The 25,107-nt window shown below is 67.2% G+C and carries 16 protein-coding genes; 8 read left to right on the forward strand and 8 right to left on the reverse strand.

The window, feature by feature from the left end; translation table 11 throughout:
* Nucleotides 1-125: 125 nt before the first annotated feature.
* On the forward strand, nucleotides 126-2,480 hold the full coding sequence (locus tag MEBOL_RS25590) for an ATP-dependent helicase (RefSeq protein WP_095979916.1): 2,355 nt from the start codon (nucleotides 126-128) through the stop codon (nucleotides 2,478-2,480).
* A gap of 6 nt (nucleotides 2,481-2,486) precedes the next feature.
* Here the strand turns inward: MEBOL_RS25590 and MEBOL_RS25595 are convergent, their stop codons facing one another.
* The 3 genes from MEBOL_RS25595 to MEBOL_RS25605 form a co-directional block, all read right to left on the reverse strand.
* Nucleotides 2,487-3,329: a DUF3396 domain-containing protein gene (locus MEBOL_RS25595; RefSeq protein WP_245918839.1), complete on the reverse strand. Its 843-nt coding sequence runs from the start codon at nucleotides 3,327-3,329 to the stop codon at nucleotides 2,487-2,489.
* A 58-nt stretch (nucleotides 3,330-3,387) separates the two neighbouring features.
* On the reverse strand, nucleotides 3,388-4,077 hold the full coding sequence (locus tag MEBOL_RS25600) for a hypothetical protein (protein ID WP_157775472.1): 690 nt from the start codon (nucleotides 4,075-4,077) through the stop codon (nucleotides 3,388-3,390).
* A gap of 146 nt (nucleotides 4,078-4,223) precedes the next feature.
* Entirely contained in the window at nucleotides 4,224-5,612 is a 1,389-nt protein-coding gene (locus tag MEBOL_RS25605) for an MATE family efflux transporter (RefSeq protein WP_095979918.1), read from the reverse strand.
* A 363-nt stretch (nucleotides 5,613-5,975) separates the two neighbouring features.
* On the opposite strand from MEBOL_RS25605, the gene add reads away from it, so the two are divergent.
* The 3 genes from add to MEBOL_RS25620 all read left to right on the forward strand — a co-directional run bounded on the left by add (nucleotide 5,976) and on the right by MEBOL_RS25620 (nucleotide 8,530).
* Entirely contained in the window at nucleotides 5,976-7,136 is a 1,161-nt protein-coding gene (gene add, locus MEBOL_RS25610) for an adenosine deaminase (protein WP_095979919.1), read from the forward strand.
* 22 nt (nucleotides 7,137-7,158) lie between these two features.
* Nucleotides 7,159-7,938 carry an SDR family oxidoreductase gene (locus tag MEBOL_RS25615; protein ID WP_095979920.1) on the forward strand — a complete coding sequence of 260 codons (780 nt, stop codon included), beginning with the start codon at nucleotides 7,159-7,161 and terminating at the stop codon, nucleotides 7,936-7,938.
* Nucleotides 7,939-8,107: 169 nt separating this feature from the next.
* Complete coding sequence (locus tag MEBOL_RS25620; protein ID WP_245918841.1) at nucleotides 8,108-8,530, forward strand: hypothetical protein; 423 nt, start codon at nucleotides 8,108-8,110, stop codon at nucleotides 8,528-8,530.
* 75 nt (nucleotides 8,531-8,605) lie between these two features.
* On the opposite strand, the gene glgC is transcribed toward MEBOL_RS25620, so the two are convergent.
* Entirely contained in the window at nucleotides 8,606-9,835 is a 1,230-nt protein-coding gene (gene glgC, locus MEBOL_RS25625) for a glucose-1-phosphate adenylyltransferase (protein WP_095979922.1), read from the reverse strand.
* A 133-nt stretch (nucleotides 9,836-9,968) separates the two neighbouring features.
* Here glgC and MEBOL_RS25630 point away from each other — a divergent pair, with 133 nt between their 5' ends.
* A complete protein-coding gene (locus MEBOL_RS25630; protein ID WP_095979923.1) occupies nucleotides 9,969-10,853 on the forward strand; it encodes a GGDEF domain-containing protein in 885 nt (294 codons plus the stop codon).
* 54 nt (nucleotides 10,854-10,907) lie between these two features.
* Here MEBOL_RS25630 and MEBOL_RS25635 read toward each other — a convergent pair whose 3' ends face one another.
* Genes MEBOL_RS25635 through MEBOL_RS25650 form a run of 4 tightly spaced genes read right to left on the reverse strand, consistent with a single transcriptional unit; the run spans nucleotide 10,908 to nucleotide 18,666 of the window.
* Nucleotides 10,908-11,936 (reverse strand): NAD-dependent epimerase/dehydratase family protein, encoded by a 1,029-nt coding sequence (locus MEBOL_RS25635; RefSeq protein ID WP_095979924.1) that lies wholly within the window; start codon nucleotides 11,934-11,936, stop codon nucleotides 10,908-10,910.
* A complete protein-coding gene (locus MEBOL_RS25640) occupies nucleotides 11,933-16,342 on the reverse strand; it encodes an AMP-binding protein (RefSeq protein ID WP_095979925.1) in 4,410 nt (1,469 codons plus the stop codon). The genes MEBOL_RS25635 and MEBOL_RS25640 overlap by 4 nt, the downstream gene beginning before the upstream one ends.
* Before the next feature lie 23 nt (nucleotides 16,343-16,365).
* A complete protein-coding gene (larAH, locus tag MEBOL_RS25645) occupies nucleotides 16,366-17,979 on the reverse strand; it encodes an NPN-dependent hydroxyacid isomerase, LarAH14/15/16 family (protein WP_095979926.1) in 1,614 nt (537 codons plus the stop codon).
* Between the two features lie 21 nt (nucleotides 17,980-18,000).
* Nucleotides 18,001-18,666 carry an HAD family hydrolase gene (locus MEBOL_RS25650; RefSeq protein ID WP_095979927.1) on the reverse strand — a complete coding sequence of 222 codons (666 nt, stop codon included), beginning with the start codon at nucleotides 18,664-18,666 and terminating at the stop codon, nucleotides 18,001-18,003.
* Nucleotides 18,667-19,280: 614 nt separating this feature from the next.
* Between MEBOL_RS25650 and MEBOL_RS25655 the strand changes: the two genes are divergently transcribed.
* The 3 genes from MEBOL_RS25655 to glgX all read left to right on the forward strand — a co-directional run bounded on the left by MEBOL_RS25655 (nucleotide 19,281) and on the right by glgX (nucleotide 25,004).
* Nucleotides 19,281-19,628: an SWIB/MDM2 domain-containing protein gene (locus tag MEBOL_RS25655; RefSeq protein WP_095979928.1), complete on the forward strand. Its 348-nt coding sequence runs from the start codon at nucleotides 19,281-19,283 to the stop codon at nucleotides 19,626-19,628.
* Nucleotides 19,629-19,785: 157 nt separating this feature from the next.
* Nucleotides 19,786-22,869, forward strand: coding sequence for a malto-oligosyltrehalose synthase (gene treY, locus MEBOL_RS25660; protein ID WP_179956293.1), 3,084 nt, complete (start codon nucleotides 19,786-19,788; stop codon nucleotides 22,867-22,869).
* Nucleotides 22,866-25,004 (forward strand): glycogen debranching protein GlgX, encoded by a 2,139-nt coding sequence (gene glgX, locus MEBOL_RS25665; RefSeq protein WP_095979929.1) that lies wholly within the window; start codon nucleotides 22,866-22,868, stop codon nucleotides 25,002-25,004. Before treY ends, glgX begins: the two co-directional genes overlap by 4 nt.
* Nucleotides 25,005-25,107: the final 103 nt, after the last annotated feature.

A 25,107-nucleotide genomic window follows, 5' to 3' on the forward strand; every position in this document is an offset into this window, starting at 1 on the left:
CGGTTCCACTGCCGTTGAGGGTAAGCTACCCCCACGCACCCCAACAAGGCAGGCGGGCGCCGCCCTTCGCGGAACGTCCTTCCAGGTGGCCGGAAACTCGTTAGAAACATCGTTTCCCCCTAGATATGGCGCTTGCCTTGAACGCCGAAAACGAACTCCTCAAAGACCTGAACGAGCCCCAGAAGGAAGCGGTCCTCCATGGCGATGGGCCGCTCCTCGTGTTGTCGGGGGCGGGTAGCGGCAAGACGCGCGTCATCACCCGGCGCGTGGCCCACCTGGTCCAGTTCCGCAACGTCTTCCCGTGGCGCATCCTCGCCGTCACGTTCACCAACAAGGCCGCGCGCGAGATGCGCGAGCGCCTGGTTCACCTGCTGGGTGCCCAGGCACATGAGCTGGTGGTGAGCACCTTCCACTCGTCCGCCGCGATGATCCTGCGCCGGGTCCTCCGCGAGGACGCGGTGGCTCAAGCGGTGGGGCTCACCCGCGCGTTCGTCATCTACGACGACGGGGACCAGATGCAGATCGTCAAGCGCGCCATGCGCGAGGCGAAGGTGGACCCCATCATGCAGCCCCGGGAGATCCTCCACCGGATCGATCAGGAGAAGAACGCGGCCCGTCTGCCGGACGACATGGTGGTGGACGTGGACGACGCGCGGGGCGTGGTGGTGCAGAAGACCTACCGCGCCTACCAGAAGCTCCTGCGCGCGGCGAACGCGGTGGACTTCGGCGACCTGCTCCTGCTGCTCGTGGACGTCTTCCGCAAGCACCCGGCGGTGCTGGAGCAGTACCAGCGGCGCTTCCGGCACATCCTGGTGGACGAGTTCCAGGACACGAACCCCGTCCAATACGAGCTGCTGCGGTTGTTGGCTCCCCCCGAGCGGCGTCCCAACCTGGTGGTGGTGGGCGACGATGACCAGTCCATCTACCGCTGGCGTGGGGCGAGCGTGGACAACATCCTCAACTTCCCCGAGCAGTACGCGGGCGCGCGGGTGGTGAAGCTCGAGCAGAACTACCGCTCGGACCAGAACATCCTCGACGCGGCGCACGCGGTCATCCAGCGCAACACCCGGCGCCTGCCCAAGAAGCTGTGGAGTGATCGGCCCAAGGGGGAAACGCTCACGATCCTGCTCAACCGGGACGAGCGCGCCGAGGCCCAGGAAGTGGCCCGCCGCATCCACGGCCTGCAGCGCGAGGGCTTCATCAAGTACTCGGGCATGGCGGTCTTCTACCGGACCAACGCGCAGAGCCGCGTGCTGGAGGAGGCGATGCGCCTGGCGCGCGTGCCCTACACGCTGGTGAGCGGCCGCAGCTTCTACGACCGGGCCGAGGTGCGGGACGCGGCGGCCTACCTGCGGCTGATGGTGAACCCGCGCTCGGACGCGGACCTGTTGCGCATCATCAACACGCCGGCGCGCGGCATTGGCGACACCACGGTGGAGCGGTTGGCGGATTGGGCCAACCAGGCGGGCGTGAGCCTGTACGAAGCCACCGCCTCGCCCGAGCGCATCGCGGGACTCAACACGGCGGCGGTGCGCCGGCTCTCCGGCTTCCACGCGCTGGTGTCCTCGCTGCATGCCTTCGCCCAGGACGCGCAGGACTCGGCGAGCGCGGTGGACCAGATGCTCAAGGAGACGCATCTGGTGGATTCGCTCATGACCGAGGGCAGTGACGAGTCGATCACCCGCGCGGAGAACCTGCGCGAGTTCCTGGGCGCCGCGCAGGAATTCGACCTCAACCGGGCGGCGGCGGCGGTGGCCGTGTCGGATGCCACGCGGACGCCCGCTCCGGTCGAGCCCGGGGAGGAGGACCTGGACTCCTCGCCGCTCACCGAGGACACCCCTCCGCTCAATGCCTTCCTGGAGCAGATCAGTCTCGTGGGGGACGCGGACGCCGAGGTGGGCGATGGCAAGGTGGCGTTGATGACGCTGCACGCGGCCAAGGGACTCGAGTTCGACGCGGTGTTCCTCACGGGCATGGAGGAAGGGGTGTTTCCCCACTCGCGCGCGCTGCGAGGGGACGACGTGGAAGGGGAGGAGATGGCCGAGGAGCGGCGGCTCTGCTACGTGGGCTTCACCCGCGCGCGCAGGCGGCTGTTCGTGAGCCTGGCGCAGTGCCGCTCGCTCTTCGGAGAGCTGCGCTACAACCCGCCGTCGAGCTTCCTGGCGGAGGTGCCGCAGGCGCTCTTCGGGATCGCGGAGCAGGAGTTGCCGCCCGCGCCGAAGGAAACGCCCTACGTGAAGCGCAAGCGGGACTGGGGCGACGAGGACGATGGGCCGCGCGTGGACCGCACCTATTCACAGACCTCGGATGGCGAGGGGATTGGCGGGGACGTGCGGGGGATGCGGGTGCGCCACAATCAATTCGGCATGGGGCGCATCATCTCCACGGATGGCCAGGGGCCCAACGCGAAGGTGACGGTGGACTTCGGCGGACAAGTGGGGCTCAAGCGCGTCATCGCCCGCTTCCTGATGCCGGGGTAGGGGACGTCAGTCGAGAAACCGTCGCTCCCAGCGGCGGATGTCTTGGAGCGGCGTGGCGGCGTGGAGCTGGGGCTCGTGGAAGAGCCAGGGCTCGAGGACCCGCGCCAGTTCCCGGTACTCGGGCAGGAGGTGCCCTTGCTCGGCGTCACCCGCCTCGGGCCATGTCCCGAGGCTGACCACGGCGCGATCGCCATCTACCTCATGGACGGAGGTCCCAGGGGCGTGCAGTTGGGCACGGAGCCCGGCTACACCGCCGAGTTCGGCCAATATGGGCTGCCCGAGGAACGTCAACCAGGAGGGGCCTCGCACCTGGGTTCCGATATGGAGGGAGAGCCAATCCAGGTTGGGAACATCGATGCCCGGATAGCGGAAATAGAGCTCGCGCAGTTCGTCGTCCACACCGACCAATCCCGCTCCTTGATTGAAGGACAGGCCGACATGGCCGGAGCAGAAGGGCAGGCGCGTGGCGAGCTCCATCGCCAACCCACGTGCCCGCTGGGGGCCATGCTGCTCAAGGTATTGGGTTGGCAGTGAGAAGGAGACCGCGGAAACCGCGTCCGGCTGATTCTTGAGAAAGGGGGCCTCCAGGAGCTTGCCCTGGTAGTTGAACTGGTATGCGCGCGGGTCCTCTTGCGTGCCCTCCAGTGCGACGAACGCACGGCGGGCGTTGCTCAGCTCTCGTTGTACGAAGGCCCAGCCTTGCTCGTCGAGTGGTTGCCAGTCCCCTTCGTGGTCATCGTAGAAGGCGAGTGCATCGCGTCCAACGGCGTGGAGGTAGTGCGCGAGTGCTTGCTGGATACCTTGCGAAATGTCCGCGTGCGAGCGGCGCATGAAGAATGTGTAGGTCAAGATCTCCTTGAGCGGAACGTGACCCTTCAACGCGGGAACACACAGTCGAGGGTAGTGCTCACCCATGAGTGGTTCCAAGCCTGGGGGCGACTCGCCCGATGAGGGGCGCGATGTGGTTCCGGTACATCTGGCCCTGGGTGAAGTCGGCGAAGGGATGGTCCTCGGGGAATGGGTTCCATCCGGGAAACCTTTCCGTGTTCACACAGGGAAACTTGAAGTCGTAAACGGCTTGCGCATTGAGCGCATCGCCGGAGTGGATGACCACATCGGGCTTCAATGTGCCTCTCAACTCTCCAATGTTTCCAGAGGCTTCGAGGATCCGCTCTTCCTCATGGCTGACCAACTTCTTTTGCTTCGTACGCAGGTCGATCCGGTAGCGCTGGTCCAGGCTGAACCCTCCGGGCCGGAGCTTGCCGAGCTTCTCCTGCGCGCACTTCTGGGCGGCCTCGTGCATTTCGATTCCCAGCCTCATCGCCCAGGTCACGCGCCTGCCCCTGGCATCCTTTGTTTCCTGCTTGCACTCGGCGGCGAGGGGCGACGTCTTTTCGAACGTGCCTTCGTACCGAAGGAGCACTTCACTGCGTGCTTGATTGGCGCACTCCTCCAGTGCTTCCTCGATGCTCTTCTGGGCGGTCACATCGAGTACGACCTTCAACACGGCCGTGGCGGAGCCTATCTCCTTGCCGTGAAGCGCGGCGCAGGCCGTGAGGCTGTTGCGGCATGTGGCCGAAGGCGAGTCGAGACCCACGGGCGCCTGACTGAATCCGTAATGCCTGGGGACGGTACTGGGGTATCGCCCCGTTGGGGGATGGACGCAGGCGCCCATTCCCAGGAGGAGGAGCATCCACCCCAGTCGCCGCCATGAATCCGCCATTGGGTGGCGCGCTCCGTCGCTCACGCTCCGACCGCGGCCACCTCGGGCGATTCCACCGCTGGCGTGACGAGCGACTTCTTCTCCCACGCGCGGCTCCTCCAGCGCAGCCACATGATGAGGGCGCGCGTCCACTCGTCCGCCGCGATGGCGAGCCACACGCCCGGCAGTCCCAGGCCCGCGTGGAACACCAGCACGTAGCCCAGGGGCAGGCTCATGCACACCATGGAGCCGAAGCCCGCGTACACGGTGAAGACGGCGTCGCCCGTGGCGCGCAGGGCGTTGACGAGCACCAGGTTGCAGGAGCGCCCGGTCTCCAGCAGGAGGCTCAGGAAGAGGACCGTGGAGGCGAGCTGGATGACGGCCGGGTCCACGGTGAAGGCGCCGATCAGGCTCTGGCGCAGCAGGATGGCGGCAAGGCTCGTCAGCACGGTGATGGACAGGCCCCACTTCAAGCTGCGCAGGGCCTGCTGGTAGGCGGTGTCCGGGCGGCCCGCGCCCACCAGCCGTCCGACGAGGATGGACGTCCCGATGCCAATGGAGAGGCTGAACAGGAAGATGTAGCGCGAGACGTTCATCGCGTACTCCCGCGACGCCAGTGCCACCGGGCCGAGGAAGGTCACGTAGTACATGAACACCGTCTGGCAGCAGTGATAGGTGATCTGCTCGACGGCGGCGGGCACGCCCATGTGGAAGATCTTGCGGATGTAGTCGCGCGAGACCGTCACGTAGTCGCGCGCCTTCATGCGCACGTCCATCACCCGGTAGAGCATCCACACGAACACCCCGAGCGCCACGGTCCGGCTCAACACCGTGCTCCACGCCGCGCCAGCCACGCCCATGCGCGGCATGCCGAAGTGACCGAAGATGAGGACGTAGTTGGCCACCACGTGCAGCAGGTTCATGCCCAGGGACACGAACATGGACTCCTTGGTGAAGCCATACGTGCGCAGCAGGCTCGCGAAGATGTTGATGAGCGCCTGCAGGAAGATGAAGCCTCCGACGATGCCCACATAGGTGCGCGCATGGACCAGCATGTCACCCGAGAGGTTCATCTTGGCCATGAGGGTGTTGCCCCCCAGGAACAAGCTCGCGCTGACCACGAGACCGAACAGGAAGTTCAGCGAGATGGCGAGTGCCGCGATCCGGGCCGCTTCTTTCTGCCGCTGGGCCCCGATGTACTGCGCCACGACGATGGCGGCGCCGTTGCTGATCACCTCCATGAGGGTGACGCTCAGGAGGACGTAATGCGCCGCCACGCCCACCGCGGCCGCGGCCTCGTCGGACACGCCGCTGAGCATGAACGTGTCCGCCGTGCCCATGAGCATGAACAGCAGGAACTCCAAGAAGATGGGCCAGGTCAGCCGCAACAATCCCGGAGGGGTGGACGACGTGGTGTCTGCTGAATGCATTCTTTCTCTCTGGACTTCGGCCCCGGGGCTCGCGTGTCGCACGCTCCCTTCTTCCTGTCGAGTGACAAGGGTGAGGCCAGCTTTCTCGCTCGATGAGCGACGTGAGGGCTCGTCGCGCGAGTGCGTGGAGATACGTCTATTTTAGCTCAAAGCATGGGGACCGCGGGGCATCGTGTGTCTCGCTCAGGGTCCGACCTTCGATGCGCGTGACGCTTTGGGGTTGCGGGGTGCTCCACTGCCGGTGGGGTGGGCTCCACGGGGGGTGGAACCTCCCCGGGGAGACGAGCAGCCAACGGCCAGGCTCCAACGAGGTTGAGAGCGCTACTTCGGGCCCTTAGGATGACTGAAAGGAAGGTACCCGAAATGGCTTCGATTCGTGATGACGAGCTGCCCAGCTCGACCGGTATTCCCTCATCCGCTCGCCGGACCGACTGGTCCGCGCCCCCGGCGCTTCCCGTGACCGAGGAACTGCTCCTCGCCCTGCCCAAGACGGACCTGCACTGCCACCTGGATGGCTCGATGCGGCTCAAGACGATCCTCGAGCTGGCCGAGCAGCAGAAGGTGTCACTGCCCGCGGACAGCGAGGACACGCTCGCGCGCGCCATCCACATGGGCGAGGTGTGCGAGAGCCTCGAGGACTACCTGATCGCCTTCGACGTGACGCTCTCGGTGCTGCAGACGGCCGAGTCCCTCTACCGCGCCGCCTATGAGCTGGCGGTGGACGCCGCGGCGGAGAACGTGCGCTACATCGAGGTGCGCTACTCGCCCGCGCTGCACCTCAAGAAAGGCCTGAAGATGACCACGGTCATCGACTCGGTGCTCGAGGGCCTGCGCGTGGCCAAGCGAGAGACGGGCATCAAGTGCGGTGTCATCGTGTGCGGCATCCGCCACATCAACCCGCAGACGTCCATGCGGCTCGCGGAGCTGTCGGTGGCGTACAAGAACCGGGGCGTCATCGGCTTCGACCTGGCGGGGGCCGAGGCGAGCTTCCCGGCGAAGGATCACAAGGACGCCTTCCAGCTCATCCTCAAGAACAACGTCAACTGCACGGCGCACGCGGGCGAGGCCTTCGGTCCCGAGTCCATCTCCCAGGCCATCCACAACCTGGGGGCGCACCGCATCGGCCACGGCACGCGCCTGCGCGAGGACGGGGATCTGCTCAACTACGTGAACGATCACCGCATCCCGCTGGAGGTGTGTCCCTCCTCCAACGTCCAGACGGGCGCGGTGCCGAGCCTGGATGTGCACCCGCTCAAGTTCTACTTCGACTACGGCCTGCGGGTGACCGTCAACACGGACAACCGGCTCATCACCGACACCACGGTGACGAAGGAGTTGTGGCTGTCGCACAAGGAGATGGGGCTGTCCCTGGAGGACCTGACCACCATCATCGTGTCCGGCTTCAAGAGCGCCTTCCTGCCCGCGCGAGAGAAGCAGGACTTCCTGCGCCAGGTGAACGAGGAGATCTCCCGCACGCTGGCGGCCTTCGAGAAGCGGCCCCAGGTGGTCAAGCAGCCGGCCTGAGCCGGAGGAGAAGGAGCGAGGCGTGGAGCTGGAGCTGAGTGGCAAGGTCGTCCTGGTGACGGGAGGCTCGGACGGCATCGGGGCGGCGGTGGCCCGGCGTCTGGTGCGCGAGGGAGCCCGGGTGGCCCTCTGTGCCCGGAACGCCGAGCGGCTGGAGGCGACGGCCTCGGCGCTGCGCGAGGCTGGAGGAGAGGTGCTGACGGCGGTGGCGGACGTCACCCAGGCCGCGCAGGTGGATGCGTTCGTGGACGCGGCCGGGGCGCGTTGGGGGCGGGTGGACGGGCTGGTGAACAACGCGGGCGCCTCGGCGGCGCGGCCGTTCGCCGAGGTGGACGACGCGGCGTGGGAAGCGGATCTCCAGCTCAAGCTCTTCGCCGCGGTGCGCACGTCGAGGCGGGTGCTGCCCCTGCTGCGCGCGGCGGGTGGGGGGTCCATCGTCAACGTGCTGGCGCTCGCGGCGAAGGCGCCCGGAGCCCGGTCCGCGCCGTCCTCGGTGTCCCGGGCGGCGGGGATGGCACTCACCAAGACCCTGTCCAAGGAGCTGGGCCCCGAGGGCATCCGGGTGAACGCCGTGTTGCCCGGGCTCATCGAGAGTGGCCAGTGGGAGCGCCGCGCGAATTCCACCGGCCAGCCGCTGGAGGCGCTCTACACGCAGCTGGCGAAGGGGGCGGACATCCCCCTGGGCCGGGTGGGCAAGGCGGAGGAGTTCGCGGACGTGGTGGCCTTCCTGCTCTCGCCCCGCTCGGGCTACGTGAGCGGCGTGGCCCTCAACGTGGACGGTGGGCTGTCTCCTGTCGTGTAGCCGGGTCCGAACCTGGAGACGGTGCGTCAATTCTCTGGCGCTTCCGTCCACCAGCGGGTGGAATCCCCCGGCGCGTGGCCCTGGGGGGCTCGCGGACGCCTGACCGACTCACGAGAGGGATACGCAGATGGACAATCTTCCGAATGACTTTCCGGGTGCGCCCGCACCCATGAACACGGCCGCGGCCCGCGAGGCCGTCTCCGCGCCGGCCATCCTGCTGATGGTGACGGCGGGTCTGGGCATCCTGATGGCGTTGCTGAGCCTCCTCACGTCGCTGGCGGGTGGGGGGAACCTGACGCCCGAGCAGCTCGATCAGTTGCGCGAGGCGGGCTTGGAGCACCTCATCCCCTGGGTCGAGCGCTCGCGCTCCTTTGGCGCCTTCGGCAACCTGCTCACGTTGGTGCTCAGTGGCGTGACGTTCTTCGGCGCCCTGCGGATGAAGGACCTGCGGAGCTTCGGCCTGGCCATGGCCGCCTCCATCATCGCCATCATCCCGTGCTTCGGGCCCTGCTGCTGCATCGGCATCCCGGCGGGCATCTGGGCGCTGGTGGTGATCAACAAGCCGGAAGTGAAGGCCGCCTTCCGTCCGTAGGAACTCGCCCGCTCGCCTCCCTGGCGGACCCGGGGGGCTGGGTCCGCCGCCGGGAGGACTTCCCGGCACGGGGGCTCAGGCGACCTTCATGCCCTTGGGGATGACGACCACGCCCCCCGCGGTGACGTGGAAGCGGCGGCGGTCCTCCTCGAGGTCGTACCCGATGGTCATCTCCGGGGGGATCTCCACGTTCTTGTCGATGATGGCGCGCCGGATGCGGCAGCGCCTGCCGATGGTGACGTTCTCGAAGAGCAGGCTGTCCTCGACCTCGGAGAACGAGTTGACGCGCACCTTGGGTGAAAGCACCGAGCGCTTCACGTGGCCGCCGGAGATGATGCACCCCTCGCTCACGAGCGAGTCCATGGCGTGGCCCACGCGCTTGTGCTCCTGGTCGGCGAAGACGAACTTGGCCGGCGGGAAGTTGTTGGGCTGGGTGTAGATGGGCCAGCGGTCATTATAGAGGTTGAAGACGGGGTCCACCTCCACCAGGTCCATGTTGGACTGGTAGTAGGTGTCGATGTTGCCCACGTCGCGCCAGTAGCCGCGCTCCTTCTCCTCCTGACCGGTGATGACGTTGGTGGCGAAGTCGTACACGTACACCGGCTCGCGCTTGTACAGCTCGCTGATGATGGACTTGCCGAAGTCATGGGCGCTCGCCTCGTTGGCCGCGTCGCGCACCACCTCCTTCACCAGCGAGTCGGTGGAGAAGAGGTAGTTGCCCATGGATGCCAGGCAGTACCGGGGGTTGCCGGGCATGGGGGGCGGGTTCTTGGGCTTCTCCACGAAGCCGCGCATGCGGCCGTTCGCGTCCACGTCGATGATGCCGAACTCCTTGCCCTCCTCGATGGGCACGGGGATGGCGGCCACGGTGCAGGCGGCCTTGTTCTGCACGTGGAAGTCGAGCATCTGCCGGCAGTCCATCCGGTAGATGTGGTCCGCGCCGAAGACGAAGATGTAGTCGGGCTCCTCGTCGGTGATGATGTTGAGGTTCTGGTAGATGGCGTCGACGCTGCCCTTGTACCAGTCCATGCCGGTGCGCATCTGCGCGGGCACCGTCTCCACGTAATGGTCCAGGAAGGCGGACATCCGCCAGGACCGGGACAGGTGCTTGTTGAGCGAATCGCTCTTGTACTGGGTGAGCACCTTCATCCGGTAGATGCCGGAATTGGCGAAGTTGGAGAGGACGAAGTCGATGATGCGGTAGCGGCCGCCAAAGGGGACGGCCGGCTTGGCGCGTTCACGAGTCAGGGGTTCGAGCCGGGTTCCAGCGCCCCCCGCGAGGATCATTGCCAGCAGTTTCGCCATAGGACTGGCCAAATTACCCGGAGGCAAAGACCCGGCAAGCCCCTCCAGGTGGGTTCGTTGAGTACCTAAACCACGCCGACTTGACGGGCCCTCGTGGCTTCCCACCCAGAAGGCGTGCTATGTCTCGAAGTCGATGGCTGGCGACGAAACCCGAGTAACCAAGATCTCCTCGATCAAGGAGTTGGCGACCCCGGTCGACTCGGAATGCTGCATCGTGCAGATTCACGGGCCGGAGCTGGGCAAGAAGTACACGCTCCTCGACCTCGAGTTCACCATCGGGCGTGAAGAGGGAAACCACATCGTGGTGGACCTCGACAACGTCTCGCGCAGGCATGCGCGCATCATCCGCAAGCAGGGGCGGATGTTCGTGCAGGACCTCGGCTCCACCAATGGCACCTACCTCAACGATCAGGAGGTGACGCAAGAGACGCCGCTGCGCAGTGGCGATCTCATCAAGGTGGGGGGCTCGATCTTCAAGTTCCTCACCGGTGACAACGTGGAGCTGCAGTACCACGAGACCATCTACACGCTCACCATCCAGGACGGTCTCACCGGCATCAACAACAAGCGCTACTTCCTGGAGTACCTGGAGCGCGAGATGGGCCGGTGCCACCGCTATGGGCGCCCCCTGACGTTGATGATCTTCGACATCGACTTCTTCAAGAAGATCAACGACGTGCACGGGCACCTGGCGGGTGACTACGTGCTGCGCGAGCTGGCGCAGACCCTCAAGCGGCTGGTGCGCAAGGAGCAGTGCTTCGCGCGCTACGGCGGCGAGGAGTTCGCGGTCGTCATCCCCGAGGATGGGGGCGACAAGGCGCGCATCTTCGCGGAGAAGATCCGCCGCTGCATCGAGGAGAAGCAGTTCGTCTTCGAGAACCAGGAGATTCCCGTCACCTTGTCCCTGGGCGTGGCCGACATGGCCCCCGACATGGTGGAGCCGCTGCAGTTCATCAAGGTCGCGGACGCGAACCTCTACAAGGCGAAGAAGTCGGGCCGCAACCGCGTGGTCGGCTGATGGGCCGGGGCGCGGTCTTCCTCCCCCGGTGACGGGGGAGGGGACGGCGGTGCCTCAGGTACCCTCGCGCAGGTTGGCGAGCCGACCCTTGGTGCCCGGCAGGTTTCCGGGCGCCATGCGCGTGTAGAGGTAGTTGACCGTGTCCTGCAGCGTCTCGTGGATGTCACGGGCGCGGAAGCCCAGCTCGTGCTCGGCCTTGCCGCTGTCCAGCCAGAACCAGTGCTCGCCGATGTCCACCTCCTGGGGATCCAGGGTGGGCTTGACGCCGCGCCATTTGGCCACCTGCTCGAGCACCTTGGCGCCGAACACGTTCACCTTCGGGGGCAGCTTGAGCCGGGGGGCGCTCACGCCCGTGAGGCGCTCCAGGCGCTGGAAGAAGTCCCACATGGAGAGGTTCACCCCCATGAGGTGGCGCCCGTACAGCTCGCCGCGCGTGAGGGCGTTCACGAAGGCGTCCGCCAGGTCGCGCACGTCCACCACGGAGATGCCGCCTCCGGGCATGGCGGGAATCTCTCCCTGGAGGAACTTCATCACCGTCCAGGTGGACGACAGCCGGTCATCCCCGGGGCCCATGAGCAGGCTCGGGTTGAGCACCACGAGGGGGATTTTGTGCTGGCGGCAGTACTCCAGCGTCAGCTTCTCCTCGTAGATCTTCGACAGGTAGTAGGGCCAGCGGCCCACCACCTCGATGGGGTAGTCGTCCTCTTCCGTGCCCACGCGCTCTTCCTTGGACACGGCGATGGCGCCCGAGGTGGAGGCGAGGATGACGCGCTGCAGGCCCGCCTCGCGCACGTCGTGCAGCAGCTCGCGCGTGGCGTCCACGTGCAGCTCGTACATGCGCCGCGCGTCCTTGTCCTGGAAGGAGACGAGCCCCGCCAGGTGGTAGAGCGCGTGCACGCCCTCGAGCGCGCGCCGCACGGCGTCCCGGTCCTTCAAGTCCCCGGGGACGTACTCCACCGTTTCAAAGCCCGGGCCCTTGGGGCGCGAGCGGCCGATAATGCGCACCTCGTGGCCCGCGGCGACGAGCCGTGGCACCAGATGCGTGCCCAGGAAACCGGTACCTCCGGTGACGAGCAGCTTCACGTGTCGTTCCTTCCCGTGGACAGGGCACGGCGCTGGTCCTCCACCGTCGCCGAGTCATCGAAGCTCAGCACCCGGCCCGCGGCCAGCGCGCGCACGGCGTCCTCGGCCATGTGCGTGGCGTAGCGGTAGCTCTCCGAGCGCGACATGCCCTGGGTCTTCTTGCGCAGCATCTCGTACGTGAGCGCGGGGCCGATGCGGCCCTCCAGCTCGCGCGACTTGGGGACCATGGTGCCCTTGGGCAGGGCCTCGAAGGCGCCCTTCACGTAGATGGGCAGCACGTCCACCTTGTAGGTGAGCGCCAGGTAGCCCAGCGTGGGCTTGAACTCGAGCAGCTCCCCCGTCACCGAGCGCGTGCCCTCGGGGAAGATGAGCAGGTTGAAGCCCTGCCGCAGGGCGGAGCCCGCCATGCCCAGCGACTCGCGCAAGGAGCCCTGGCGGTCCATGGGGATGAGGTTGGTGAAGTTCTCGAAGTACGCGCGCTTGAGGGGCGTATCGAAGAAGTAGTCGCGCGCGGCGATGGTGGTGAGCCGTTCTCCCTGCTCGCCGAGCAGCACCTTGACGAGCCCCATGTCCAGGTGGCTCGTGTGGTTGGCGATGACGAGGAAGTTGCGGTTCTGGGGGATGAAGGCCTTGCCCGTCACCTTCACGTCGAACAGGCCGCCGAAGATGGCCTGCTGTCCGAGCCGCACCGCGTGCCGCCCCAGGGCGACCAGGGGCTCGGGCACGGGGATCTCCACCTCCTCGGCCTTCTGGACTTCGCGGGAGATGTCCCGGGCGCGCGTCTCCGTGCTCGGCTTGCGGCCGCTGGCGAGCACCAGCTTGCGCAGGTCGTCCACCGTCTGCACGTGCGTGAGATCATTCGCCGTGGGCAGGGGCACTCCCGCCTGCTCGAGCGCCACGGACAGCTCGGTGAGCATGAGCGAGTCCACGCCCAGGTCCCCGCTCAAGTGGGCATCGGGACGGATGTCGGCGAGGGGGCGGTTGGTGACCTCGGAGAGGAGCGGGTAGAGCCAGTCGGCCACGCCGCCCGTGCCCAGCTGCTGCACGCGCTCGCGCGCCTTGTCCCCGGAGGCGACGAGCCGCTCGAGCTTCCTGAGCTCCTCCACCACCTGCTTGCGCTTGACCTTGCGCGTGGACGTGCGCGGCAGCTCCACGTCCGTGAAGCGCAGCACCTTCACCCGGCGGTAGAAGGGAATGTCGCTGCCCTTCTTGCGGAAGTACTCCTCCAGCTCGCGCCGCACTTCCTCGCGCGGGCGCTCCTGGTAGTCCGGTACGCACAGGCAGGCCACCTTCTCGCCGCCCGCCTCGTCCGGCATGCCGACGACGGACAGCTCCTTGATGTGCTTGTGGTCGCCGAAGAACTCCTCGAGCTCGTCCGGGTACACGTTCTTCCCGTTGGCATCGATGATGACGTCCTTCTTGCGGCCCACGAGGAACAGCCGCCCGTCGGCGTCCAGCCGGCCGAGGTCTCCCGTGTACAGCCAGCCGTCCTTGAGGACGGCGTCGGTGGCGTCCTTGTCCCCGAAGTAGCCGGCCATGACGCTGGGGCCCCGGGCGATCACCTCGCCGATGCCCTCGTTGTCCGGCTCGAGGATCTTCAGCTCGATGCCGGGCAGGGCCTTGCCCACCGTGCCGGGCTGACGCTTGTTGACGCTCGTCTCGGACACCGTGAGGACGGGAGCGGCCTCGGTGAGGCCGTAGCCCTCGATGATGTTGAAGCCCAGCTGGTGGAAGGCCTTGTGCACGTCATCCGGCAGCGCCGAGCCGCCGGACACGAGGAACTTGATCTTCCCGCCGAACTTGCGGTGCACGGGCCAGAAGAGCAGCTTGCCCAGGTTGAGGCTGCTGCGGTTGCGCAGCTCGCCGTGGGTGGCCATGAGCGTCTTGAGAATCTGCTCCACGAGCGGCGGACGGCTGGCCATCTCCTGCGTCACCTTGCGGTGCAGGAGCTGCCAGAGCGCGGGCACGCCGATCATCGCGGACACGCGGCCCGTCTCGAACACCTCGCCGAGTTTGTCCGAGGTGAGCTCGTCGATGTACGTCACCTCCGCGCCCCGGGAGAACGGGGTGAGGAAGCCCGCGGAGAACTCGAAGGTGTGGTGCAGGGGCAGCACGGACAGCACGCCGTCGCCCACGCCGATGCTGAACGCGCCCGCGAGCTTCGCGATGAGCGAGGCGAAGTTGCGGTGGGTGAGCATCACGCCCTTGGGCGTGCCCGTGGTGCCGGACGTGAAGATGAGGCTGGCCACGTCGTCCGCGGCGGCCGTGCGGCGCACCGGCCCGATGTGGTCCGGGTACTGGGGGTCTCCGCTCATGGCCTCGGCGAGGCTGGCCACGTGCGTGGTGAGTCCCGCCTGGGTGAGCGCCGTGGCGAGGTGGGGCAGCTCGGCCGCCGCGTCCTCCGACAAGAGCAGCACCTTGGCCTCGGAGCGGCGGGCGATGTTGACCACCTCGGCCTCGTTGAGGCTCGGGTCCACCGGGACCGCGGTGCCGCCCGCGCGCAGGATGCCGAAGTAGGAGATGGGCCACTCGGGCCGGTTCTCCGACAGGATCATCACGCGCTCGTTGCGCTTGACGCCTTCCTTCATCAGGTAGCTGCCCACGCGGTTGGCGTAGCGGTTCACCTCGCCGTAGGTGAAGCGCTCTTCCTTCTCGTTCGCCGCGAAGCGGAAGGCCACGCGGTGGCGCCAGGCGTTGACGCTCGCCTCCAGCATCTCCAGGAGGTCGCGGTGCGCGGGGATGACGGTGCGCCGCTTGTTCTCCTCCTCGAGGCCCGGGAACACCCACTTCTCCAGGCCTGGCAGGTGGGTGTCGAGGAAGTAGACGCGCCAGTCGATGGCCTCGGGGGCCCAGGGGATGCGGGCCCGGTCATGCGGGGCCATCCGCGCGTACACCGCGCGGGTGTTGTCGCAGCGGAAGACGTAGCGGTTGTCGTAGAGGAAGGGCATGAAGATCTCGATGAGCCCCAGCAGGCTCGAGCCTTCGTCCTCCACGGTGGCCAGCGAGTCCCGGGCGCGCTCCATCAGCGCCTGCACCTTGGGCGCTCCCCAGGCGGGCTTCACCTCGTCGAGCACCTGGCGCAGCAGCTTCGCGCCCTTGATGAACATGGGGGCGCTGAGGTTCTCGAACACGGCGCGGCTGGCCGGCACCGGCTCGATGCGCGAGCGCACCTCGTTGAGCAGCGCGTTGCCCGTCTCCTTGTTGCGGTAGTAGCGGCGGCGGTAGAGGCCGACGAGCTCGATGGAGCGGCTCGCGTAGAACGGGTTCACGTCACCGCTGGCCAGGTTGTAGACGCGCCGCTCCTCCACCTGCATGGCGTGGGCGGTGATGCCGATGGTGGCGCCCGCCACGTGGTCCACGGGGATGATGTCGAGGATGGCCCGGTCGCCCGCGGGGATGTGCTGCTGGCCCTTGATGCCCGCGAAGGCCAGGGGCGCCGAGGTGGTGAAGCCCTCGTTCCAGCCGGGGAAGGGGAAGTGCTGGGCGGACTCGACGATGGAGGGCCGCACGATGGCGTAGCGCAGGCCGGGCGTGCTGGCCATGACCTGCTCGCCCAGGCTCTTGGTGTACGTGTACGTGTTGGGCCAGCCCCAGTGCTGGGCCCGGTCCATGCCCGCGCGCACGAGCTCGCCCGACAGCCACAGCTTGCGCTCGCGGCCCACGGCCAGCCGCAGGGTCTTCTCGTCCGTGGCGTCGCGGCCCTCTTGCTCCAGCCGCTCCAGGGCCTTCTTGCGGAAGAGGGACGTGAGGGTCTTGTCGTCCGCCTGCTCGCGCAGCCGGGCCACGAGCTTCTCCGCGTCGGCGAGCTCCTGCTCCAGGCTGAAGTCGCGCCCGTCCAGCTCGTCCTGGCGCGGGAAGTAGCCCACCACTTCCTCGTCCTCGAAGACGAGCCCGTTGCGATTGCCCGCCACGAAGGCGGTGGACATGTGGATGAGCGGCACATTCCAGCGCAGCGCCAGCTCCACGGTGTTCTTCACGCCGTGGGTGTTGACGTTGAGGCCCACCTCCAACGACGGGTTGAAGGACACCAGGCCCGCGCAGTTGACGATGGCGTGCACCTGGCCGGTGAGCGCCTCGGCCTGGGCGGGCTCCAGGCCCATGAGCGGATCGGTGATGTCGCCGTCGATGACCTCGACCTTGCGGCGCAGGAACTCCAGCGCGCCCTCGTCGCCATGGGCGTCACGCAGCGGCTGGAAGGGCTCGCTCGTGGCGACCTTGTCGAAGAAGCGCCGCTCGGCGGACGGCGCGCTGCCCTTGCGCACCAGCACGTAGAGCTTGTCGAGCTCCTGGCCGTAGCGCGTCAGGAGCATGGACAGGGTGACCTTGCCCACGAAGCCGGTGGCGCCCGCGAAGAGCAGGCGCTTGCCGGTGAAGATCTGGGTGACGTTCAACTCGGGAAGACTCATCGTCGGGAATCCGGAGGAGGGGACTACTTCACGTCGACCATGACGGTGGGGGCGATGCGCAGCAGGCTGATGCTGGCCGAGCGGCCCATGAAGCCGCGCGCCTCCTCGATGGCCTCGGTGAGCGTGTCGGTGCGGTCCCAGCCGAGCAGCGCCGGGACGTGGTTGTTCTCCGCGCCCGCGACGATGACCTTGCCCGCGTGCTGGCGGCCGTTCTCGCCCCAGTACCACATGTAGAGCGGGTGCACGCCGTGGTAGGCGTTGCCCTTGCGGTACAGGTGCACGTAGCTGGGGTTCTCGGCGAACTCGCGCTCGAACTTCTGCTCGATCTTCACCGCGTCGCGCGTCTCGGGCAGCACCCGGTTGAAGAACTCGATGTAGCTCGGGTGCTGCACCGGATCGAACTCGTCGAACGCGGGGTGGGTGAGGATGATGACGCCGCCCTTCTTCACCAGCGGCACGCCGCGGTTGAGGTTGAAGAAGTAGCCGAGCCCCATCACCTGCACGAGCAGCGGGTTGAGGATGGAGTTGACGCTGTAGGGCGAGATGAAGGGGATGGGGAAGATGACGATGTCGCTCTGGCCCTGCACCGGCACCGAGTACTGCTGCCAGCTCTTCTCCAGGATCTTCTGGTGCGTGGGCTCGGTGGCGCCGGCGAACACGCCCGTCACGTCATAGGGCGCGGGGATGGAGTTGAGCACCGTGCGCGCCGCGGCGCGCGGCATCTTCGACAGCGCGTAGCGCATGGCGTGGAACTTCAGCCGGTCGCCCTCGGTGTAGTCCTCCTCCTTCTTGTGGAGGAAGTCCGTGGCCGGGCCGAACATGCGGTTGTTGAGCACCGACTCGATGTGGAACACCTTGAGGTGCTTGTCGATCGCCTTGCCGATGCGCTCGTTGCGCCGGTACAGCTCGCTCTTCGTGGGCTCCATGTAGCTCTCGGAGTCACGAATCGTCTTGGGGTTGTGGTGCGCGCGCAGGCTCGCGTAGTTGGCCAGGCCCGTCCCCATGGACTTGTGCCCGCCGTTCATGGGCACGAAGTTCACGTTGATGTAGACGGTCAGGTCGCTCTCCGCCACGCGCCGGTTGACGGCCACCACGTGCGAGCCGCACGGGCTGCGCTCCAGCTCGGTGATGCCGTCCGGGTCCTCGGCGTCGTGGTTGTAGTAGCGGTCCGGGTAGTAGGCGTCGTGGATTTTCTGGCCCACCATGCGCCGCATCTCGCCCTCGGTCATGCGCCGGTGCAGGGCGTTGGCGATGATGAGGTGGATGTCATCCACGCCCGAGTCCGCGCACAGCTCCAGCACGACCTCCAGGATGGACTGGCGCACGTCCGGCGTGGCCATGGGCGGCAGCGGCACGGAGATGTCGTCGATGACGCAGGTGAGCTTCATGCCCGGGCGCAGCAGGGCATGCAGCGGATCCATCCCCTCGGGGTGGTTGATGGCCCAGCGGATGGCGGCCTTGACGTTGGGCACGCCCTCCAGGGGCGGCCGGGGGAAGATGACCCGGGTGCCCACGGGGAGGTCCTCGAGGAGGAAGTTCTCTCCGGAGAAGAGCGCCCGCGGGGGGCTGCCCTTCTCGGTGATGACCACCTGGCTTTCCTCGTCGTACAGCTTCTTGAGCGTCTTGAGCGGGCGCATGATGAGCGAAGGCTTTCGTCGTTACTTGAGGTCGAGGATGGGCCAGTTGTAGGCCCGGGCGATGGCGCGCAGCCGCATGTCGGGGTTGACGGCGGTGGGCCGCCCCACGACGGACAGCATGGCGTAGTCGGAGGCACTGTCGGAGTAGCCGTGGCTCTGATCGAGCGACAGGCCCTCCCGCACACAGTAGGAGCGGATGGCGTTGGCCTTGTTGGCGCCCTCGATGATGGGAGGGATGACCTTTCCGGTCGCCTTGCCGCCCACGAACTGCATCTTGTTGGCGATCATGTCGTCGGCGCCCAGGTGGCGGGCGAGCGGGCGCATGCTGAAGTCCAGGGCGCCCGTGACAAGCACGATGCGGCAGCCGGCCCGGCGCGCCTGGTCGATGAGGTCGCGCGTCTGCTCGTACAGGGCCGGCTTGAGGACGTCCTCGAACATGTCCTCGGCCACGGAGATGAGCCGGTCCTCGGACAGTCCCGCGTAGTACCGGTAGAAGAACTCGTTGAAGGTCTTACGGTCCAACGCGTCCATGGCGGCGAACAGCGGCACGCTGGCCGCCGTGGCCAGGGTCCTTCCGGCCATGCCCAAGAGGGAGCCCCGGTTCATCGCGTAGTAGGCGTAGACGTGAACGACGTTGGTCTTCACCAGCGTCCCGTCGACATCGTAGAAGGCGGCTTTCGCGTCCATGGTTGAGGCGGGCTTCCTGACACCGGAGTCAGGCATGTGTCAACCGCACTCCACTCCCGTGGAATTCACTGGGCGGGGCTCGCTCCGAGGAGGGCCCCTGTTCCGGCATTCAGTCAGCCGCTTTTATCCCACACTGGGCTCCGCCTCCCGCCTGGAGGGGGGCGGCTGCTTCGCCTCGCGGAGTTGACCCAACCGCCCACGTGGGTGTCGGGCGCGAGCGCCTCGGTTCGCTACCGGGTGGCGTGGGACGGAGGCGTCACTCATCGAGCCAGAAGTCGAGAAAAGACGGAAACCTCTGGCCCCTCGAAGGGCCGTCTTCCTCGTGCAACAGGTCTGTTTCAACCTGTCTCGGAGTCGCGCGAGCGAGACCCGCCGGGGGCCGAGGAATCGATCCTCAGAGGGAGGAGCGCGTCACCCGGGCGGTGTTCTTGGAGAAAACACTCTTCCCTTCCGAGGGAGAAACATTATTTTCTCCCTCGGCCCTCAGAGGGAAGAATGCAGCGGAGGGCTGTTTTTAGGCCTCGGGCTTACTGAGCGCCCGCTGGCTCAGGGTGTTGAACACGCTGTGCAACGCTCCCAGGACACTCGATCCAGGGGCAGGAGATCCGAACAGAATGGCCGCCAAGAAGACCACCACCGCCGCCAAGAAGGCCCCCGCCGCCAAGAAGGCCCCCGCCGCCAAGAAGGCCCCCGCCGCCGCTGGTGGAAAGCGCAAGCCGAACGCGGCGTTCATGAAGGAGATGACCCCGTCGGCCGCCCTGGCCGAGGTCGTCGGCTCCAAGCCGCTGCCGCGCACCGCCGTCGTGAGCAAGATCTGGGAGTACATCAAGAAGAACAACCTCCAGGACGCGAAGAACAAGCGTCAGATCAACGCCGACGACAAGCTCAAGCCCATCTTCGGCGGCAAGAAGTCCGTCACGATGTTCGAGCTGACGGCGCTGGTGAACAAGAACCTGTCCTGAGCGGAATGACCGGCGCGTCGCCGGTCGCCGTTCGCAACGAGGGCTCGCCGCGCAAGTGGCGGGCCCTCGGCGTTCGTATGCGGGCGAGCGTTGGATAGCGGGCGGAAGGTCATCACCGAGGTGGTCAGACGGGCCGGGGGGTCCTACGACTGGGCCCATGCGACTTGATGGAACGGCCGTGTCTGGAGGCATCACGGGAGAATCCGGTGTGGAAGCGCTGGCCACGGCGTTGTTCGGCCGGGTGCGGCAGATGGTGCTGGGCAGTCCCACGCCGCTGGCCACCTACCGGGTGCAGTTGCACAAGGGCTTCACCTTCGACGACGCGCGCAAGGCCGTGCCCTATCTGTCCCGGTTGGGGGTGTCGGACCTCTACTGTTCGCCCTATCTCAAGGCGAGTCCGGGCAGCACCCACGGCTACGACTGCGTGGACCACAAGCAGCTCAACCCCGAGGTCGGTACGGCCGCGCAGCACGAGGCCCTGTGCACCGCGCTGCGCGAGCATGGACTCGGTCAGGTGTTGGACGTGGTGCCCAACCACATGGGCATCGATGCCTTCAACCCGCTGTGGTTCGACGTCCTGGAGAACGGCCCCGCGTCCGTGTACGCGCGCTTCTTCGACATCGACTGGAGCCCGGTCAAGGACGAGCTGGAGGGCAAGGTCCTCTTGCCAGTGTTGGGGGACCAGTACGGCGTGGTGCTGGAGAAGGGCGAGCTGAAGCTGGGCTTCCTCGAGGGGGCCTTCGTCGTCCACTACTACGACAGGCTCCTGCCGGTGGCGCCGCGCCAGTACGCGCGGGTGCTCGAGCGGAACCTGGACGTACTGGAGGCGAAGCTGGGCGCGGAGCACTCGCACTTCATCGAGCTGCACTCCATCCTCACCGCCATCCGCCACCTGCCCGAGCGCACCGAGATCCAGCGTGCCCAGGTCGTCGAGCGCAACCGCGAGAAGGAGGTCATCAAGCGCCGGCTGGCCGCCCTGGCCACCGCGAGCCCCGAGATGTCCGCGCACATCGCCGCCAACGTGGAGGCCATCAACGGCACGCCGGGACAGCCTCGCTCCTTCGATGAGCTGGACCAGATACTCCAGGAGGGCAGCTACCGCCTGGCGCAGTGGCGCGTGGCGGGCGAGGAGATCAACTACCGCCGCTTCTTCGACATCAACGGTCTGGCCGCCATCCGCATGGAGGATCCGGAGGTGTTCGCCGAGGCGCACCAGCGCATCTTCGAGTGGCTGCGCAAGGGCCAGGTCACCGGGCTGCGCATCGATCACCCGGACGGGCTCTACGATCCCACGGCCTACTTCCTCCACCTGCAGGAGCGCTATTTCCTGGAGCGGGCGCGGGCCCTCTTCGACGCCGAGCAGGACACGCGGGCCGAGCAATGGCCCGAGGTGGAGGCGCGGCTGCGCGAGCGCTGGCGGGAAGAGGCCGAGGCGAAGGTGGACTCGCCGCTACGCCGGGCGCTCTTCGTGTCCGTGGAGAAGATCCAGGGCGGACGCGAGCGCATCCCCGACAGTTGGGCGGTGCATGGCACCACGGGCTACCGCTTCGCCAACGCGGTGGGCGGCATCTTCGTGAAGCCCGACGCGGAAGGGGCGATGACGGAGACGTACCATCGCTTCATCGGCGAGGCGCCGGACTTCGACGAGCTCGTCTACGAGAAGAAGCGCCTCATCCTGCGCGACTTCATGTCGAGCGAGTTGAACATGCTCGCCCACCGGCTCAACCGCATCTCGGAGATGAACCGGCGCACGCGGGACTTCACCCTCAACAGTCTGCGGCGGGCGCTGGCGGAGTTCATCGCGCTCTTCCCCGTGTACCGCACCTACGTGGACGACACGCAGGCGGGGCTGGACGAGCGTGACGTGCGCTACATCAAGGACACCCTGCGCCACGCCAAGGCGCGCAACGCCACGCTCAACGTCACCATCTTCGACTTCCTGGGCGACGTGCTCCTGCGGCGCTACCCCGATCACCTGGGAGAGCACGAGCGGGCGGAGATGCTCGCCTTCGCCATGAAGATGCAGCAGTTGACGGGCCCGGTGATGGCCAAGGGGCTGGAGGACACGACCTTCTACGTCTACCACCGCTTCTGCGCGCTCAACGAGGTGGGCGGGGAGCCGGAGCACTTCGGCACCACCGACGCCATCTTCCACGAGCGCAACCTGGAGCGGGCCATCCACTGGCCGGCGAGCATGCTCACCACCAGCACCCACGACACCAAGCGCAGCGAGGACGTCCGCGCGCGCCTCCACGTGTTGTCCGAGCTGCCCGAGGCGTGGCGCGAGCGCGTGGAGTTCTGGTCGTCCCTCACCCGGGCCTACCGCGCGGAGATGCCCGAGGGCCCCGCGCCCTCCCTCAACGACGAGTACCTCTTCTACCAGACGGTGGTGGGCGCCTGGCCCATGGGCGAAAGGCTCTCCTCCGGAGAACTCGAGGAGTTCCGGGGCCGCATCCGCGAGTACATGCTCAAGGCCATCAAGGAGGCCAAGGTCCGCACCTCGTGGACCAACCCGGACAAGGACTACGAGGAGGGCGTGGCGCGCTACGTCGACGCCTGCCTGGACGAGGAGCGGAGCCGGGGCTTCCTCGAGGACCTGCGGACCTTCAAGCGCCGCATCGAGCGGGCCGGTCAGCACAATGCCCTCGGCCAGTTGCTGCTCAAGGTGATGTCTCCGGGGGTGGTGGACACGTACCAGGGGTGCGAGCTGTGGGACTTGTCGCTCGTGGACCCGGACAACCGCCGTCCGGTGGACTACGGCCTGCGGGAGCGGCTGCTCTCGTCGCTGGATCAGGAGGCTTACCGGGGCCGCCCCGGACTGTGCGCCCAGTTGGTGGAGCACATGGACGATGGCCGCATCAAGCTGTTCGTGCTGGCCGAGGGGCTGCGGCTGCGTCAGCGCTACCCGGTGCTCTTCCGCCAGGGGGGATACCGGGCCCTGCACCTGAGGGGGCCTCGCGCGGACGCGGCGGTGGCCTTCGCGCGCGAGCACGAGCAGTCGCTCGTCATCGCCATCGCACCGCGTTACACGCTGTCCGCCCTGGAGTCGCCCGGAGGGCTCGCCTCGGCCTATGAAGAAACGTCCGTGGAGCTGCCCGCGTCCTATGCGAGCATGACGTTCCGCGACGTCTTCACGGGCCAGCAGGTGCGGCCGGGACGCCACGGAGAGGGCGCGGTGTTGCCACTGGCGCCCCTGCTGGTGGGCTTCCCGCTGGTACTGTTGGAGAGGAGTGATGGATGAAGCGCGTGGAGGTGCTGCCCGGCAAGCCCTATCCCCTGGGCGCCACGTACCTTGGCAATGGAGTCAACTTCGCCGTCTTCAGCGAGCACGCGCGGAAGATGGAAGTCTGTCTCTTCGACCCGCGCGATCCGTCGCGCGAGTTGGGCCGGTACGTCCTGCCGGAGCACACCCAGCACGTCTGGCACGGCTTCATCCCCGAGCTGCAGACGGGCACGCTCTACGGCTTGCGCGCTCACGGGGCCTACGAGCCCCGGCGCGGCCTGCGCTTCAACCCGCATAAGCTGTTGGTGGACCCCTATGCCCGTGCCTTGCACGGGCAGGTGGACTTCTCCGCCCCCGTCTATCCCTACCCGCTCGAGCACCCGGAGCAGGACCTGGTCCTCGACGGCCGCGACAGCGCCGCCGGCATCCCCAAGGCGGTGGTGCTCACCGACGACTTCGACTGGGAGGGGGACCGCTCCCCCTCGGTGCCGTGGAATCGCACGCTGCTCTATGAAGCCCACGTCAAGGGCCTCACGAAGCTGCACCCCTCGGTGCCCGAGCACCAGCGCGGCACCTACGCGGGAATGGCCCATCCGGCCGTCATCGAGCACCTGCTGAGGCTCGGGGTCACCGCGGTGGAGCTGCTGCCCATCCACGCCCACGCGGACGAGCCCTTCCTCGTCACCAAGGGCTTCACCAACTACTGGGGCTACAGCTCCCTGGGGTTCTTCGCGCCGGACGCGCGCTTCGCCTCCACGGGCTCGCGCGGCGGCCAGGTGGCCGAGTTCAAGGCCATGGTGAAGGCGCTGCACCGCGCCGGCATCGAGGTCATCCTCGACGTCGTCTACAACCACACCTGCGAGGGCAACCACCTGGGGCCCCTCTTGTCCTTCAAGGGCCTGGACAACACCGCCTACTACCGGCTGACGGAGAAGGATCCGCGCTACTACCAGGACTTCACCGGCACGGGCAATTCGTGGAACGCGAGCCACCCGTACGCACTCAAGCTCGTCATGGACTCGCTGCGCTACTGGGTGGAGGTGATGCACGTGGATGGCTTCCGCTTCGATCTGGCCACCACCCTGGGCCGGGATCGGACGGGCTACGACACGCGCGCCTCCTTCTTCCAGATGGTGCATCAGGATCCGGTGCTCAGCCGGGTGAAGCTCATCGCCGAGCCCTGGGACGTGGGCGACTTCGGCTACCAGGTGGGCAACTTCCCCGTGCTCTGGAGCGAGTGGAACGGCAAGTACCGCGACACCATCCGCCGCTACTGGCGGGGCGATGAGCGGCAGGTGGGAGACCTGGGCTATCGCGTCACCGGCTCCTCGGACCTGTTCGCGCTGAGCGGGCGCAAGCCCACCGCGAGCGTCAACTTCATCACCGCCCACGACGGCTTCACCCTGCACGACCTGGTCACCTACAGCCACAAGCACAACGAGGCCAACCTCGAGGACAACCGCGACGGGGCCAACGACAACCACTCGTGGAACTGCGGCGTGGAGGGCGAGACGCGCGATCCGGCGGTCAACAGCCTGCGCGAGCAGCAGAAGCGCAACTTCCTCGCCACGCTCTTCTTGTCCCAGGGCGTGCCCATGCTGGTGGCGGGTGACGAGATGGGCCGCACCCAGCGCGGCAACAACAACGCCTACTGCCAGGACAACGCCCTGTCCTGGGTGGACTGGAAGCTCAGCGACGCCCAGAAGCGGCTGCTGGACTTCACCATCCGCATGAGCCAGCTGCGCCGCACGCAGCCCGTGCTCACCAAGCGCCGCTTCTTCCGCGGCTCCACCATCTGGGACAGCGAACTCAAGGACCTGGCGTGGTTCACCCCGGATGGCCAGGAGATGAAGAAGGAGGACTGGGAGAAGCCCCACCTGCGCTCGGTGTCCTTCCTGCTGGGCGGGGATGCGATCGCCGCGCCCGGGGAAGAGGGCCAGCGCATCTTCGGCGACACGCTCCTGGTGCTGATGAACGCGCACCATGAGCCCGTCACCTTCCACCTGCCCGCCATCGAGTGGGGCGCGGACTGGGAAGAGGTGGTGGACACGAGTCAGTCACGCCTGTCGCGCCATCCCCACACTCCGGCGGGGGGCTCCGTGGTGCTGGCCGGCCGGGCCTTGATGGTGCTGCGCCGTCCGGCGATCGAGTAGGGCCCCTTATGTCATTCGACATGTCGAGGCCACATGCGGGTCGACGGCGGCCCGTTCGCGCTTTATAGGACGCCGTCCGCCGCTCTCGCGGCTGGGTCCGGGA

Origin of the sequence: Melittangium boletus DSM 14713, assembly GCF_002305855.1 — a bacterium.
GTDB classification, from domain to species: domain Bacteria; phylum Myxococcota; class Myxococcia; order Myxococcales; family Myxococcaceae; genus Cystobacter; species Cystobacter boletus.